At 46.6% G+C, this 15558-nt stretch carries 15 protein-coding genes, 1 pseudogene and 1 other annotated feature; of the genes and pseudogenes, 14 read left to right on the top strand and 2 right to left on the bottom strand.

Going from position 1 to position 15558, the window contains the following annotated elements; genetic code table 11:
• Positions 1–19 precede the first annotated feature (19 nt).
• Positions 20–254, top strand: a binding site (T-box leader).
• A gap of 54 nt (positions 255–308) precedes the next feature.
• The 11 genes from hisS (at position 309) to mnmA (ending at position 11489) form a co-directional block, all read left to right on the top strand.
• Positions 309–1577 carry a histidine--tRNA ligase gene (hisS, locus tag JOD02_RS05635; RefSeq protein WP_204487752.1) on the top strand — a complete coding sequence of 423 codons (1269 nt, stop codon included), beginning with the start codon at positions 309–311 and terminating at the stop codon, positions 1575–1577.
• Between the two features lie 124 nt (positions 1578–1701).
• Complete coding sequence (gene aspS, locus JOD02_RS05630) at positions 1702–3486, top strand: aspartate--tRNA ligase (RefSeq protein ID WP_204487751.1); 1785 nt, start codon at positions 1702–1704, stop codon at positions 3484–3486.
• Positions 3487–3550: 64 nt separating this feature from the next.
• On the top strand, positions 3551–4327 hold the full coding sequence (locus tag JOD02_RS05625) for a tRNA threonylcarbamoyladenosine dehydratase (RefSeq protein WP_204487749.1): 777 nt from the start codon (positions 3551–3553) through the stop codon (positions 4325–4327).
• Between the two features lie 67 nt (positions 4328–4394).
• Positions 4395–4838, top strand: coding sequence for a SoxR reducing system RseC family protein (locus JOD02_RS05620; RefSeq protein WP_204487747.1), 444 nt, complete (start codon positions 4395–4397; stop codon positions 4836–4838).
• Between the two features lie 40 nt (positions 4839–4878).
• Complete coding sequence (gene trxA / locus JOD02_RS05615; protein ID WP_204487745.1) at positions 4879–5208, top strand: thioredoxin; 330 nt, start codon at positions 4879–4881, stop codon at positions 5206–5208.
• A 120-nt stretch (positions 5209–5328) separates the two neighbouring features.
• Positions 5329–6582 (top strand): serine hydroxymethyltransferase, encoded by a 1254-nt coding sequence (locus tag JOD02_RS05610; RefSeq protein WP_204487743.1) that lies wholly within the window; start codon positions 5329–5331, stop codon positions 6580–6582.
• A 291-nt stretch (positions 6583–6873) separates the two neighbouring features.
• The gene (locus JOD02_RS05605; protein WP_204487742.1) at positions 6874–8157 is read left to right on the top strand and encodes a replication-associated recombination protein A; all 1284 of its coding nucleotides are present in this window, start codon (positions 6874–6876) and stop codon (positions 8155–8157) included.
• A 99-nt stretch (positions 8158–8256) separates the two neighbouring features.
• Positions 8257–8703 (top strand): Rrf2 family transcriptional regulator, encoded by a 447-nt coding sequence (locus JOD02_RS05600; protein ID WP_204487740.1) that lies wholly within the window; start codon positions 8257–8259, stop codon positions 8701–8703.
• A gap of 131 nt (positions 8704–8834) precedes the next feature.
• Positions 8835–10022 (top strand): cysteine desulfurase NifS, encoded by a 1188-nt coding sequence (gene nifS, locus JOD02_RS05595; RefSeq protein WP_204487738.1) that lies wholly within the window; start codon positions 8835–8837, stop codon positions 10020–10022.
• A complete protein-coding gene (gene nifU, locus JOD02_RS05590) occupies positions 10015–10401 on the top strand; it encodes a Fe-S cluster assembly scaffold protein NifU (protein ID WP_204487736.1) in 387 nt (128 codons plus the stop codon). The genes nifS and nifU overlap by 8 nt, the downstream gene beginning before the upstream one ends.
• Positions 10398–11489: a tRNA 2-thiouridine(34) synthase MnmA gene (gene mnmA, locus JOD02_RS05585; protein WP_204487734.1), complete on the top strand. Its 1092-nt coding sequence runs from the start codon at positions 10398–10400 to the stop codon at positions 11487–11489. The genes nifU and mnmA overlap by 4 nt, the downstream gene beginning before the upstream one ends.
• Positions 11490–11661: 172 nt before the next feature.
• Here mnmA and JOD02_RS11620 read toward each other — a convergent pair whose 3' ends face one another.
• Both JOD02_RS11620 and JOD02_RS11900 read right to left on the bottom strand, forming a co-directional pair.
• A complete protein-coding gene (locus JOD02_RS11620) occupies positions 11662–11793 on the bottom strand; it encodes a hypothetical protein (RefSeq protein ID WP_279380658.1) in 132 nt (43 codons plus the stop codon).
• A gap of 139 nt (positions 11794–11932) precedes the next feature.
• A pseudogene (locus tag JOD02_RS11900) lies at positions 11933–12142 on the bottom strand (hypothetical protein); the annotation flags it as partial.
• A 498-nt stretch (positions 12143–12640) separates the two neighbouring features.
• Between JOD02_RS11900 and JOD02_RS05580 the strand changes: the two are divergent.
• From JOD02_RS05580 to JOD02_RS05570, 3 genes are all read left to right on the top strand, one after another.
• Positions 12641–12886, top strand: coding sequence for a hypothetical protein (locus tag JOD02_RS05580; protein ID WP_204487733.1), 246 nt, complete (start codon positions 12641–12643; stop codon positions 12884–12886).
• Between the two features lie 133 nt (positions 12887–13019).
• Positions 13020–13979, top strand: a complete 960-nt coding sequence (locus JOD02_RS05575) for a carbohydrate kinase family protein (RefSeq protein ID WP_204487731.1) — start codon at positions 13020–13022, stop codon at positions 13977–13979.
• Positions 13980–14110: 131 nt separating this feature from the next.
• On the top strand, positions 14111–15496 hold the full coding sequence (locus JOD02_RS05570; protein ID WP_204487729.1) for a Mur ligase family protein: 1386 nt from the start codon (positions 14111–14113) through the stop codon (positions 15494–15496).
• Positions 15497–15558 lie beyond the last annotated feature (62 nt).

Raw genomic sequence — 15558 nt, 5'->3', positions numbered from 1 at the left:
ATACTTATAACCTCATATTCCAACGGCTGTGAAGAGGAGAGTACCTGGATGGATGCATCAGAGAGGGGATGCCGTGGCTTGAAAGCAGGCGCGGGTGTGAGCATCCCTTGCGGAAGTCCCGGGAAGGACACCTTGGAGCTGGTCTGCTGAATGGGAGTAGGCAGACCCGCCGATGGGCGTTAAGAGGAGAGTGGGAGAAGGTGGCTTCTCCAAGAAGGGTGGTACCGCGGGCAGGTGAACCTCTCGTCCCTTATTTGTATTAAGGGAATGAGAGGTTTTTTAAGTTAATGCAGAGGAGGGACAGGGAGATGTTGACTCAGGCTCCTAAGGGTACAAAGGACGTATTGCCCGATGAATCATATAAATGGCAATATGTAGAGAAAATGATACGAGAAGTTGCTCATCTTTTTGGTTATAGAGAGGTGCGTACCCCTACTTTTGAACACACAGAGCTGTTTGAGAGAGGAGTAGGTGATACAACTGATGTGGTTCAAAAAGAGATGTACACCTTTATTGACAAAGGCGGAAGGAGCATTACCTTAAAGCCTGAAGGAACGGCAGGGGCGGTGCGCGCCTACATAGAAGGCAGGCTTTATGCTCAGCCCCAACCGGTCAAGATGTATTACCTAACGCCGGTATTCCGCTATGAGAAACCTGAGGCGGGGCGACTCAGGGAGCATCACCAGTTTGGCGTGGAGGTGTTTGGTGCTCCTGATGCCTCGGTGGATGCCGAGGTTATAAGCCTGGCGGCGGCTTTGTTTGAGAGGCTCAATATAAAGAACCTGGAGCTTAACATAAACAGCATTGGCTGCCCGGCTTGCCGGCCCAGGTATCATCAGGCACTTAAAGAGTACTTATCGGAGCAGCTGGATGAACTGTGCTCTAATTGTAGGCAGCGCTTTGCTCGAAATCCGCTAAGGGTGCTTGATTGCAAGGAGGAAAAGTGTAGGCAGGCAGTAACATCTGTTCCTGTTATACTTGACTTTTTGTGCGATGAGTGTGGGACGCACTTTGATAGCTTAAAGCGCTATCTGGACGCTGCCGGTATATCGTATACGGTAAACCCCATGATTGTGAGGGGGCTGGATTACTACACCAAGACGGTGTTTGAGTTTATTTCAAAAGATATAGGGGCACAGGGGACTGTATGCGGTGGAGGCCGTTACGATGGTTTAGTGGGTGTATGCGGCGGTCCTGAAACACCAGGTGCTGGCTTTGGAATGGGCCTTGAGAGGCTGCTTTTGGTCATGGAAAGCCAGGGTATTGAAATACCGCCACCACGAAATCTGGATGTCATGTTCATAACCGTAGGGGACGAGGCACGATTTAAGGCGTTTAAGCTGGTGAAGGATTTGCGCTTGAAGGGTATTTCGGCTGATATGGACCACGTGGGCAGGAGCATAAAAGCCCAGTTCAAGTATGCAGACAAGCTGAGAGTACGCAGGGCGTGTATAATGGGTGAGGACGAGCTCAGGCAGGGATGCGTCAAGGTGAGGGATATGGCATCAGGCCAGGAAGAGATGATACCAGTGGATCAGCTTATATTTTACTTTGAGCGTCTGAGAAAACTTGAGTGAACGACGTTCTATGGGCTGTAATGGGCAGCTTATTTTGATGGCACAGTTGAGACAGTCGAATTGATGATAATTTACAGGGTAAATAGTTCAAAAATGTAAGAATAAGAAAAGGAGGAATGCGAGTATGGTCGAGTTAATGGGAAACTGGAAGAGGACACACATGTGCGGTATTTTGAATCTAGAACATGTGGGCCAGGAGGTAATCCTTATGGGATGGGCTCACAGGCGGCGAGATTTGGGTGGGTTGATATTTATTGACTTGAGGGATCGTACCGGAATAGTACAGGTGGTATTTGATGAAGAAAGGTGTGGTCAAGAAGTATTTAGAAAAGCCGAGGCGGTACGCTCGGAGTATGTCCTAGCGATTAAGGGCATGGTGGTAAAGCGTGAACCTGATACAGTCAATCCCAAAATTCCCACGGGTGAAATTGAGGTGGTGGCAAAGCAGCTTAAGATTCTTGCGGTTTCGAACACTCCACCGTTTAGCCTTGAGGATGACATAAACGTCTCCGAGACGGTGAGGCTTAAATACAGATATCTCGATTTGAGAAGAGCTGAAATGCAGAAGAATATAATTTTGCGACATAAGATAACCAAGTGGGTACGTGATTTCCTTGATTCCAAGGGCTTTTACGAGATAGAGACGCCTATGCTCACAAGGAGTACGCCCGAGGGTGCGAGGGACTATTTGGTGCCCAGCAGGTTGCATCCTGGGAAGTTTTATGCACTGCCACAGTCGCCACAGCTATTCAAACAGCTACTCATGCTGTCGGGGTTTGACAGGTATTTCCAGATCGCCAGGTGTTTTAGGGATGAGGACTTAAGGGCTGACAGGCAGCCCGAGTTTACGCAGATAGACATAGAGATGTCGTTTGTGGATGTGGACGATGTCATAGCCTTAAATGAGGAGATGCTGGCTGACATATTCAAAAAATCTCTAGGGATTGAGCTTTCGTTGCCGTTGCCGCGCCTTACTTACAAGGAAGCCATGGAGAGGTATGGGACAGACAAGCCCGACACTCGATTTGGCCTTGAAATCAAAGATGTGACAGACCTGGTGAAGGAATGTGAGTTTAAAGTGTTTTCAAGCGCTGTGGCTTTCGGTGGTAGCGTAAGGGCTATAAACGCCAAGGGTTGTGCTGTTAAGTTTTCCAGGCGCGAGATAGACTCACTTGTGGATTTTGTTAAAAGCTACGGCGCAAAAGGGCTGGCATGGATTGCCATTGAGCATGATGGATTAAAGTCGCCCATTGCCAAGTTCTTTACTGAGCAGCAGATGAGCAGCATATTGAAGCGCCTGGAGGCCGAGACGGGAGACCTGCTGCTTTTTGTGGCAGATAAGGACGATGTGGTTTTCCAGACGCTTGGACAGCTGCGTCTTGAGCTGGGACGTCGCTTGAACCTTATGGACAAATCTAAATTTAACCTGGTATGGGTCACTGAGTTTCCGTTGCTAGAGTATGACGAAGAAGAAAAGCGCTTTGTGGCCAAACACCATCCTTTTACTGCGCCCATGGATGAAGATATAGAGTATCTGGAAACTGATCCTGCCAGGGTGCGCTCCAAGGCCTATGATATAGTTTTGAATGGCGTTGAAATCGGTGGTGGAAGCATAAGGATTCACACCACAGAGATGCAGGAGAAGATGTTAAAGGTCCTGGGCTTTTCCAAGGAAAAAGCTTGGCAGAGGTTTGGTTTTTTGCTCGAGGCCTTCAGATACGGTGCGCCACCACATGGGGGAATTGCTTATGGCCTGGACCGCTTGGTGATGATGCTGGCCGGAAGGGATACCATACGGGACGTCATAGCCTTCCCCAAGATGCAAAACGCATCTGACCCTCTGACCGACGCTCCATCGGAAGTGGAGCCCAAGCAGTTGAAAGAAGTGCACATTCGTGTGGATGCGTGAATTTAAAAATTGTGGTTTAATATCGCGATAAATGGTTAAATATAATGGTAACGCGGGTGATGATATGCTCCACGCTTTTATAAGGACCCAGTGGCTGATCGGTGAGCAGGCACTAAAAAAGCTCAACAGTAGTACCGTGGCTGTGTTTGGCATTGGAGGGGTGGGCAGCTTTGCTGTTGAAGCTCTGGCAAGGTGTGGAGTGGGCACGCTGATCCTGGTCGACTATGACAGGGTGTGCCCCACCAACATCAATCGCCAGATTCATGCTGACGTCACAACCATTGGGCGTCCCAAGGTTGACGCGATGAAGGAAAGGCTCCTCAAGATAAACCCGGATTTAAGGGTAATATGCCGCGCGGCATTCTACGGGCCCGATACGGCGGACGAGCTCCTTGATATAGGCTGTGATTACGTGATTGATGCCATCGATACCATAGGCTCAAAAGTTGACCTGGTGGTGAGATGTAAGCAAAAGGGTATACCCATAATTTCCAGCATGGGGGCCGGGAACAAGATGGATCCCACCGCTTTTAGGGTGGGGGATATATATCAGACTTCGGTGGACCCCATCGCTAAAGTCATGCGGCGCGAGCTCAAAAAGCGAGGCATAGATAGCTTGAAGGTGGTGTATTCCACCGAGCCGCCAATAAAGCCGAAGTATACTTTTGTTGATGGCTTTGGCGATTTAAATAAGGAGGATGAGGTAGAAGTTGTTGCTGCTCCTCCGCGCAGACGTAAGCATCCACCAGGAAGCATATCCTTTGTTCCACCGGTGGTGGGGTTTATTTTAGCAAGCGAAGTGGTAAAGGACCTCATCGGTTGGCCACGGCATACAAGATGACATCGTTTGTTTGGATTTTAGCATCGATAATGTTGCTGCGGTATTTTTAATACAGGGATGATGGTTTATGACAGAAGTGGGAGAAGTGGTTCGAACAAAAGGCGATATGGCGGTAGTGAGATTGAAGAGGAACTCGGCGTGCAGCCGCTGTGGGGCCTGTGGCCTTGGCGCTGGGCCGGATGATATGTTTCTCACTCTTCCAAACACTTTGAAGGCTAAGCCGGGTGACCTAGTGGAGCTGAGCCTGGAATCAGGTCAGCTGCTCAAAGCATCAGCCATAACCTATGTGATTCCCCTGATTGCATTGATTGTGGGAGTCGTAATGGGTTATATGCTGGGGGAGCGCATAGGGATTGACCGGCAGCTGGCAGGAGCGATACTGGGCATTGTTTTTACCGCGGCGGCCTTTGGGGCTATACGCGCATTGGATCCCCTCTTTAGAAGGAGCAATCACTTTGTCCCGCGTATGGTTTCGATTTTAAGTAACAATATAAATGATGCGGACCTGTAAGTTTAAAACAATTAAATGGACGAAGAAAGGAGAGTTGCATATGGCAAGTCAAAACGTCATTACGTTGACAGCTGCTAATTTTGATAAAGAGGTGTTACAATCGGATGTACCTGTTTTAGTAGATTTCTGGGCTGCATGGTGTGGTCCGTGCAGGATGATTGCACCCATCATTGACCAGCTGGCTGATGAATACGCTGGCAGGCTAAAGGTGGGCAAGGTGAATGTGGATGAGGAGGCCCAGCTGGCCCAGAGGTACGGGATCATGAGCATACCTACGCTGTATTTCTTCAAAAACGGGGAGGCTATTGGGCAGTTGGTAGGCGTAAGGCCAAAAGCCGAGCTTGAGAGGGTAATACAGTCTGTTCTGTAAAAAGGTCGGAGAAAAACTCCGACCTTTTTTGTGAAAAAACTTGTCAATTTTAAAGGTAGCCATTATAATGGTATATAAAATTTGAGCGGCTTTTAAATTTTAAAGGAAGGAGTCTTGCCTATGGTGGATTTGAGGGAGATATACAACGCTGACCCGGAGGTAGCAGAGGCTATAGAAGCAGAGCTCAAAAGGCAACAGGACCACATAGAGCTCATCGCTTCTGAGAACTTCGTTAGCCTGCCTGTGATGGCAGCCATGGGTACCCATCTTACCAACAAGTATGCTGAAGGGTATCCGGGTCGTCGTTATTACGGCGGTTGTGAGTTCGTCGATGTAGTAGAAAACATAGCAATTGAAAGGGCAAAGAAGCTGTTTGGCGCTGAACACGCCAACGTACAGCCGCACTCGGGTGCTCAAGCCAACATGGCGGTATATTTTGCGATGCTAGAGCCGGGAGACACCATTATGGGCATGAATCTCGCCCATGGTGGGCACCTAACCCATGGCAGTCCCGTTAATATTTCGGGCAAATATTTTAAGATCATTCCTTACGGCGTTGACCCCAATACCGGTTACATAGATTACGATGAAGTCAGGCGTTTGGCCAGGGAGTTTAAGCCAAAGCTGATTGTTGCGGGTGCCAGCGCATATCCGAGGGTCATAGATTTTGAGAAGTTCCGCGAGATTGCAGATGAAGTTGGGGCTTATTTGATGGTTGATATGGCACATATCGCAGGCCTGGTGGCAGCAGGGCTGCACCCCAGTCCTATACCTTATGCTGACTTTGTTACCACCACTACTCACAAGACGCTGAGAGGCCCCAGGGGTGGTATGATACTTTGCAAAGAAAAATATGCCAAGATGATAGATAAGGCCATTTTCCCGGGGACGCAGGGAGGGCCGCTTATGCATGTGATAGCGGCCAAGGCGGTGTGTTTTGGGGAAGCCTTAAAGCCTGAGTTTAAGGAATATCAGAAGCAGATCCTGAAGAATGCCCAGGCTCTGGCCAGTGGCCTCATGGAGGAAGGATTCAATTTGGTTTCTGGTGGTACCGATAACCACTTGATGCTGGTCGATTTGCGCAACCGCGGCATAACGGGGAAGGATGCGGAGAAAGCGCTGGATAGCGTGAGGATAACGGTCAACAAGAACACCATTCCCAATGACCCGCAAAGCCCGTTTGTGACCAGTGGTATCCGTTTAGGTACGCCGGCTGTGACCACCAGGGGCATGAAAGAAGAGGATATGCGCCAGATTGCGCGGGCTATTTCCCTAACTCTGTCAGATGTTGAGAAAAACAGGGAAGAGGTGCTGGGGATAGTGGATGACCTGTGCAGGCGTTATCCACTGTACAGCCAGGGGATTTTGAAATAAATTTTTGGTTTATCTGGGCAAAAAAGATGGTCTTTTAAAAGATCATCTTTTTTGTTCTGTATATATTTGGATAGTTGAGCATTGTGCGCAATGGCTGGTAAACTGGTCTGCCGGGGATGATGTAAACGGCCGGTTGTCCAGTTTTCCTGGTTTTACATCGCGGGCTCCACTAGCGAGCCTGCGCCGGTTTGACCTTTTTCGGATGGCTGAGTTAACTTACCAAAGCCTTTTGAGAATTTGTCGTCTCCACGTGTAAATCTGGCGAAAAAAATAAAAAAGGGATTGAGTGAAATGGACAAGAATATGCCTTTAGCAGCCAGGATGAGGCCTGAGTCTTTAGAGGAGTTTGTTGGGCAACAGCATATCATAGGCAAGGGCAAGCTGCTTTATAGGGCTATAAAGAGCGATCGGCTTACTTCGGCCATATTCTACGGTCCTCCTGGCACTGGTAAAACTACTCTAGCATACATAATTTCCAAGGAAACCAAGTATCCCTTTAAAAAATTAAATGCCGTAACTGCAGGAGTAAAGGAGATCCGCGAAATAGCGGAGGAAGCTAGAAATTATCTATTAAATCCCAAAGGACGGGTTATACTATTTTTTGATGAGATCCATCGTTTGAATAAGGCGCAGCAGGATGTACTGCTTCCATTTGTGGAGGACGGTACCATTATACTCATAGGTGCCACTACTGAAAATCCTTACTTTGAAGTCAACAAGGCGCTGCTGTCTCGCTCCACCATATTCAAATTTGAGCCACTATCCCCGCAGGAAATACGAACCATCATCGACAGGTGCCTGAAGGATAAGGAAAGAGGTCTGGGCGAGTATCCTATCGTTATCACCGAAGAAGCCATCGACCACATAGTGCGGTTGAGCGATGGTGATGCCCGCGTAGCTATGAACGCCCTTGAGCTTGCTGCTTTAACCACTCCGCCCCGTGAAGATGGAAAGATATACATTGACCTGGAGGTCGCGCAGGAATGCATACAACAGAAGGCTATAAAGTATGATAAAGATGGGGACAATCATTATGATGTTGTGAGCGCTTTTATAAAGAGCATGCGGAACTACATGGAGCCCGATGCCGTGCTGCACTGGCTCGCCAGGCTGGTGGAGTCAGGTGAAAAGCCCGAGTTTATTGCGCGGCGCATCATAATCGCAGCGGCCGAGGATGTAGGACTGGCAAACCCGACTGCTCTACAGGTGGCAGTAGCGGCAGCTCAGGCAGTAGAACGCGTGGGTTGGCCAGAAGGCAGAATTATACTGGCAATGGCGGCTTTGTACGTAGCCTGCTCGCCCAAGTCAAACTCGGCTTATATGGGTATAGAAAAAGCATTGGAGGATGTTCGTACCAAGAACGTTGGGAGAGTCCCGATTCACCTGAGGGATGCTAGCTATCCGGGAGCGAAGGAACTGGGGCATGGTAAGGGATACAAATATTCTCATGATTACCCCAATGCCCGCGCCGTGCAGCAGTACCTGCCGCCCGAACTGGAAGGCGTCAGGTATTATTTCCCTAAGGATTCCGGATGGGAGGCTAATATAAAGAAGATATTGGAAAAACTTAGATAAAATTTTTTGGCATTAATCTTGACAAAATTACTAAGGTATGCTATTCTGTAACCAAAAGAAAACCGAGTAAATTACTCGGTTTTAGAGAGGTGGTAGAGGGTGAAACTTTCAACAAGGGGGCGATACGGGGTAAAGGCTATGTTTGACTTGGCGCTCAACTATTCGGATGAACCTGTTTCACTGAAGAGCATTGCTGAGCGCCAGGGACTTTCGGAGGCTTACCTGGAGCAACTGATGGCAGTCTTACGTAAGGCTGGCCTGGTAAAGAGCGTTCGCGGTGCACAGGGAGGGTACGTGCTGAGTACTTCGCCTGACAATATAACTGTAGGGGAGATCATAAGGAGTCTGGAGGGTTCGATGGCCCCTGTTGATTGTGTCATAGAGAACGAGGAAACTGATTGCGAAAAAGCTGAATACTGTGTTACGCGTTTAGTCTGGGAAAGGATCAGGGACAGCATAAATCAGGTGGTGGATTCCATAACCCTTCAGGATATGATAGACGATTATAAGAGACTCCATCAGCGCAAGGCGGAAAGGGAAGGTTGAAAAATGAATATTGGAATAGACAGCGTTACTATTGCATGAGGCTACTGTAGAGAGACAATGGACTAAAGAATGTGGGTTATTTTGAAAGTTTTGGTTTTAATTAACATATTACTGAAAGGAAGTGCTTATATATGCAGAGAAGAATATACATGGACCATGCTGCCACAACCTATACCAAGCAGGAAGTGCTTGATGAGATGCTGCCTTATTTTAAGGAGGTATACGGCAATCCCTCAAGCGTTCACAGCTTTGGTAGGGAGGCAAGAAAGGCTGTGGACCTTGCGAGGGAAAGAACGGCTGCTGCCCTCAACGCTTTGCCTGAAGAGATATACTTTACCAGCGGGGGTACAGAGGCTGACAACTGGGCCATCAAGGGCGTGGCGTGGGCCAACAAGGATAAGGGGAACCACATAATTACCACCTCAATTGAGCACCATGCAGTGCTTCACACCTGCCAATACCTGGAGAAGATGGGCTTTGAAGTAACCTATCTGCCGGTTGACAGCTATGGGCTGGTCTATCCCGAACAGGTGAAGGAGGCCATTACTGATAAGACCATACTCATAAGCGTTATGTTTGCCAATAATGAGATAGGTACCATTGAGCCCATCAAGGAGATCGGCCAGATAGCCAGAGAATATGGGGTGTATTTCCATACCGATGCGGTGCAGGCAATAGGGCAGATACCGGTTGATGTGAAGGAGATGAACATAGACCTTTTGTCCTTATCGGCTCATAAGTTTTACGGCCCCAAGGGTGTGGGGGCGCTTTATGTCCGGAAAGGTGTGAAGCTCCATTCGTTTATTCACGGTGGGGCTCAGGAGCGCAACAGAAGGGCAGGCACCGAGAATCTGCCCGGCATTGTGGGATTGGGCAAGGCCATAGAGCTGGCTGTTTCCAATTTGGAAGAGAGCAGCAAAAGGCTGACAGCCATGCGTGATCGGCTGATATCCGGCGTGCTCAATACCGTAGAAAACGTACGCTTGAATGGCCATCCCACCAAGCGTTTACCGGGCAATGCAAACTTCAGCTTTGAATTCATAGAAGGGGAATCTCTGCTGCTTAGCCTTGATATGAAGGGTATTGCGGCATCCAGCGGTTCAGCTTGTACGTCGGGCTCACTTGACCCTTCCCATGTGCTATTGGCCATAGGATTGCCGCACGAGATTGCCCATGGGTCACTCAGGCTGACGTTAGGAGATGACAATACCGATGAAGATATAGACTATGTGCTGGAAGTGCTGCCGGGTATTGTACAGAGGCTGAGGGAGATGTCTCCATTATTTGCACAGCATAAAGGGGGTAAGCAATATGTATAGTGAAAAGGTTATGGACCATTTCATGAATCCCAGGAATGTGGGAGAGATAGAAGACGCAGATGGTGTGGGTGAGGTAGGCAATGCCAAGTGTGGCGATATCATGAAGATATATTTGAAGATAAGGGATAATAGAATAGTGGATGTGAAGTTTAAGACCTTCGGCTGCGGTGCTGCCATTGCCAGCAGCAGCATGGCTACCGAGCTCATAAAGGGTAAGACCATCGAGGAGGCACTGGAGCTTACAAATAAAGCCGTGGCGGAGGCGCTTGATGGTCTGCCGCCCATAAAGATGCACTGTTCGGTGCTGGCCGAGCAGGCCATAAAGGCGGCTATTGAGGATTATAGAAGAAGACAGCAGGAGAAGCAGGTGAATTCATGAATAAGAACCGCGTAGTGGTGGGGATGAGCGGCGGAGTGGACAGCTCTGTAGCCGCTTATCTCCTAAAACAGCAGGGCTATGAGGTTATAGGGGTGACCATGCAGATATGGCCCAGCGATGACCCGGAGATGGTTGAAAGGGAAGGCGGATGCTGCTCGCTTTCTGCGGTTGAGGACGCGAGACGGGTGGCCAATCAGCTGGGCATCCCCTTTTATGTGATGAACTTCCAGCAGGTGTTTGACCGGGAGGTCATATGCTATTTTGTGGATGAATACTTGAAGGGCCGCACGCCAAATCCCTGTATTATGTGCAACCGGCGCATCAAGTTTGAAGAGCTGCTCAGGCGGGCCATGGCCCTTGATGCCTATTACGTTGCCACTGGGCATTACGCACGTATAGAGTACGACGAGGAGCGAGGCCGTTACCTGCTTAAGAAATCGGTCACACAGGTAAAGGACCAGACGTATGCCTTATATACAATGACTCAGTACCAGCTTGAGCATACATTGATGCCCATTGGGAATTATACCAAGGAGCAGGTAAGGCAGATAGCGCGGGACCTGGGCTTGAGGACGGCCAATAAGCCTGACAGCCAGGAGATATGCTTTGTAAAGGACAACGATTATGCCCGGTTTGTGAGGGAGAGGGCTTCAAAGCCCATTGCGCCGGGATATTTTGTGGACACCCAGGGGAATATATTGGGCAAACATAAAGGCATAGTCTATTATACCATTGGTCAGAGGCGAGGTTTGGGCATAGCCCTGGGCGAGCCCATGTATGTGGTGGCGATAGACCCGGAAACCAATACGGTGGTCCTGGGACGGCACCATGAGGTTTTCTCCAAGGGTATGATCGTCGAAGATGTAAACCTGATCTCGATGCCCAGCATTGACGAGCCAATCAAGGCCAACGTCAAGATTAGATACACGGCAAAGGAGGCGCCAGCTACGCTGTATCCGCAGGGGCACGGCAAACTCAAGGTGGTGTTTGATGAGCCACAGAGGGCTGTAACCCCCGGCCAGGCCGCCGTGTTCTATCAGGGTGATATAGTGGTGGGAGGAGGAACCATAGCCTGGGCTTTAAAATAGATATATAATTTTGGGGAGAAGGAATGCAGTTGTTTTCTTTAGCGGAATTGGCAGCGTGGATGATGCACGCTGCCTTGTTATTTCACCGACGTTAGATACAACGTCCCTTTAAGCAAGCCTTATCCCATGCGGGACGCACATAAAAAAGCGGGGGCAACAACGTGCCCCTTTATTAGTCAGCGAACTTTCCAATTCCTCTTGTTTCAATAATCTCTATTGTTTTTATCAAGGAAGGAGAAAGGTAATAAGTATTTTCACCGACAACGTATATACTGCCTTCACCTCTATTTACTCCTATGCTCACCTTTTTTCCTTCCCATTCAAAATTAATAAAATGCGAAGGAGTAGTCAGCCAAAGGTAGACTGAGAAATATCAACTTATTAAATCTCATTGTTTTGCCTCCCTGGATAAGAATAAGATTTATTTTTAAACAATTGCACAACTAGGGGGTATACACAGTCAGGCTCCAGTATGAGTAATTGTCATTTGGATACGGGGCTGGATCACTACTCTGACTTCCGTATCCCCAAATATAATCATTTCCACTAGCGGTAGCTCCGATTATTCTTGCTATGATTGTTCCGTCGTAATTATTATTACGTGCTGCTTTAGGTTGCCAATAAGATGCAGTTTCGAACCATGCTTGTTTAACTGTTTTAACATTAGTCCGACTCTTGTATTATTTTTCCTAAAGACTACATTCATATGCTGTTTCCTCATCAATAGTAGAATCTACTAAAGCAACTGGACAACTTCTAAGCAATAGTGTTACTAATTATACTTATTCGTCACTCTCTCAAACTTAATAAATAATTGTAATCAATCGATATCTAGAATAAATTAATAAAAGTGTAAACGATTAAGTGCTAATTTTTGTTTAAGTTTTGCGTAATTATATATTTGTCAATATTCTAGTCTAATAAAATAACTCCTTTTTTCTAAAAATAAAGCCTTGCTTCAGAAAATCAAGGCTTTTATCCATTAGTAACTGTATATAATACTGGAATACCATATTACATTTTGTGCAACGTGACTTTTTATCTTTAGCTCCAAGTGTATTCCTGAAGCTTCCTTACATTGTTTATAATATCAAAAATTCCATTAAAAGTTAACAGGTTTATTAAAGATGTAGCTGTGAGGAGTAAATTTTTTGCTGATTCCAGATAGTAGTATTTTTCACGTATTTATTATGTTAAATTTTCCAGGTCGCTTTCCTTTCTTTTGCGCCAAAAAGACCAGAGGTAAATACTCTAAAATGTGGAAAGCTCAGGCGCAGTTATGTATAGACTCTATGCGTGATTTTGGAGGAAAAGAAGTTTTTTCTTTTACAGCAAGTCTGGTCAATGAAACAGGGAGCTACCACCTCCATAAGTGGGTGGTAGTTCATTTTTTATAAAAAAGGTAAATAAGTTACCAAAATTGTGATAAATATGATAAAATATTTCTTGGATGGCATAAATTTTGTCACTTCAAAAAAATCTGATTCGATACCGTTTGTTGATTTTTTTATAAAAATTGGAGGGAATATAATGTACGACTATGATGTGGTTGCTTTAGGGGAGCTGCTGATCGATTTTACTCCCGCAGGTATTTCTGATAATGGAAATCCGCTTTTTGAGATGAATCCTGGAGGCGCTCCGGCCAATGTACTGATTGCGGTTGCGAAGCTGGGTGGCAGGTGTGCCTTTATCGGCAAGGTGGGGGATGACCATTTTGGCCATTTTCTAAAGCAGACGCTCGAGAACAACAATGTAGATACTCGAGGTTTGAAATGTACAGAACAGGCAAATACCACACTTGCTTTTGTACACCTCGATGAAAAAGGAGAAAGGAGTTTTACGTTTTTGCGCAATCCAGGGGCCGATACTATGCTGGAGGAGCATGAAATTGAGGCCAGCATAATAGATAAAGGAAAAATATTTCATTTTGGGTCACTGTCCATGACGCATCAGCCTGCCGAAGGAGCCACACTAAAGGCTGTAGAATATGCAAAGCACAGCGGGAAGGTCATCTCCTATGATCCAAACTGGAGGCCGTCACTGTGGAAGGACGTCGATACCGCAAGGCAAAAGATGATGCTGGGTTTGAAATATGCCGATATAGTAAAGTTGTCGGAGGAGGAGCTGAAGCTTTTAACGGGAGAGGCGGATATCGATCGAGCCGCTCAAATGGTATTTGACATGGGTGCCAAGCTTGTTTTGGTGACGCTGGGAGATCAAGGCTGTTATTATATGCACTCAAGCGGACGGGGGCATGTTCCTGCTTATCAGGTGAAGGTGGTGGATACTACGGGAGCTGGAGATGCTTTTCTAGGAGGGGTACTTTACAATATTTCGAGGATGGATTGTCCTATAGAAAAGATGGATTGCCACCAGCTAGAAAGAATTGTCAGATTTGCCAATGCCACCGCCGCTTTGTGCATAACAAAAAGAGGCGGTATACCCGCTATGCCATCACTTCATGAAGTAGAGCAATTGTTAAAGCTGTGAAAGGGGCTTGATTGAGGTCAAGCCCCTTTTCCTATTTTCTCCTCATACTTGATGGACTGTACAAAATAGTAGTCTTAAAAAAAAAACTATGTTATAATGGATTAACAAAAATATTGAAAAGGTGGAGTTATATGCTTTTAAAGGAGCTTCTGGCTAGTACGCCCGTTTATGAACTTGTAGGCTTTCGGAAGATTGATATAACAGGAATTGCTATTGACCCTGAAGAAGTGAAAAGAGACTATCTATTCATCTATGCCCCTGAGATGATTCCTCTTCCCTATGAAGAGGCAGTGAAACGTGCTGTCGAAAGAGGGGCTGTAGCCATATGTATCGGTCAGGATCAGGAGATAATGCCTTTAAACGTGACTTTTATCAAAACTTACCATATTAACCGCTTCATTTCAGCGGTTGCAAGAAATTTTTATCATAATCCTTCTCAAGTCATAGAACTTGTGGGTATAACTGGCTCCCACGGTAAAAGCACCATCGGCTGGATGATCAAATCGGTGTTGGATGCATCAAAACAGGATGGCGTTATCATCGGCAACACCTATTGCCAAATGGGAGGAGAACCCTGCAGGCTTTTTAAAAATGCCATATTTCCTCTTACACTGAATCCCTTGTTATACGAAGCAATTGAAAAGGGCATACGCATTGGAGTGGTAGAATGCTCTTATACCGCTATAGTTAAGGACTTGTTGAGGCATATATGGTTTGACAGCATAATCTACACTGACCTTTACACATACTTCCAGAATCACCGGACTGATAGCCATTATTTAGAAATAAGAAAGACTTTGATAGATCATTTGAAGAGCGTAAACTCTCCTATAATCTTAAATGTGGACGATTATTATGCTAATCAGCTTAAAGGGCGTCCACTGGTGGGGTATGGCATCTGCCATAAAGCTTATGTCTACGCTCAATGGGTACATTTAACTCAGCAGGGCAGCAGGTTTACAGTAAGGTCCCCTGAAGGTAGTTGGGATATAGTGCTTAACGTCCCTGGAATACACAACGTGTACAATGCCTTGGCAACCATTGCCTGGTGCTTAAAGAAAGGCATGGACATGGAGCTTGTGAGACGGGGGCTTGAGAACTTTGAGAGCGGCGTGCCTGTTGAGGTAGGGGATTACGACTATAAAAATGTAGATATATATGTAAAGGATATCGTAGATGTGGAAGGGCTCGATAATTTGTATTTGAAATTGAAGGCAGAAAAGAAGGGTAAAATTGTAACTCTACTTCCTATCGGAGGGTATATCGAGGCATCTAAATATAAAGAAATCGGACAAGTAGTCAACAGCCGTAGCAATCATTGTATATTGGTTACCGATTATACTTCCCATAGCTCTATGGATAGGGCCTTTAACATAGCTCAGCAAATGGGTAATACTGTGATAGGTCATGAGGTGGATTGTTATAAAGCCGTGCAAAAGGCTGTGGAGGTAGCTGGTGAAAACGGGTGCGTATTTGTGTTATCACCGCCCAATTTTAATGAGGAGTTTGGCACGTGATTTCCTAAATGAAGTGACAATGGCTTAACAAGTTTGTTGAAATTAAAAAAGAGAGATACCAG

The sequence above is a fragment of the Caldicoprobacter guelmensis genome, assembly GCF_016908415.1.
Classification (GTDB): Bacteria; Bacillota; Clostridia; order Caldicoprobacterales; family Caldicoprobacteraceae; genus Caldicoprobacter; species Caldicoprobacter guelmensis.
This window is presented reverse-complemented; position numbering and strand designations above follow the sequence as displayed.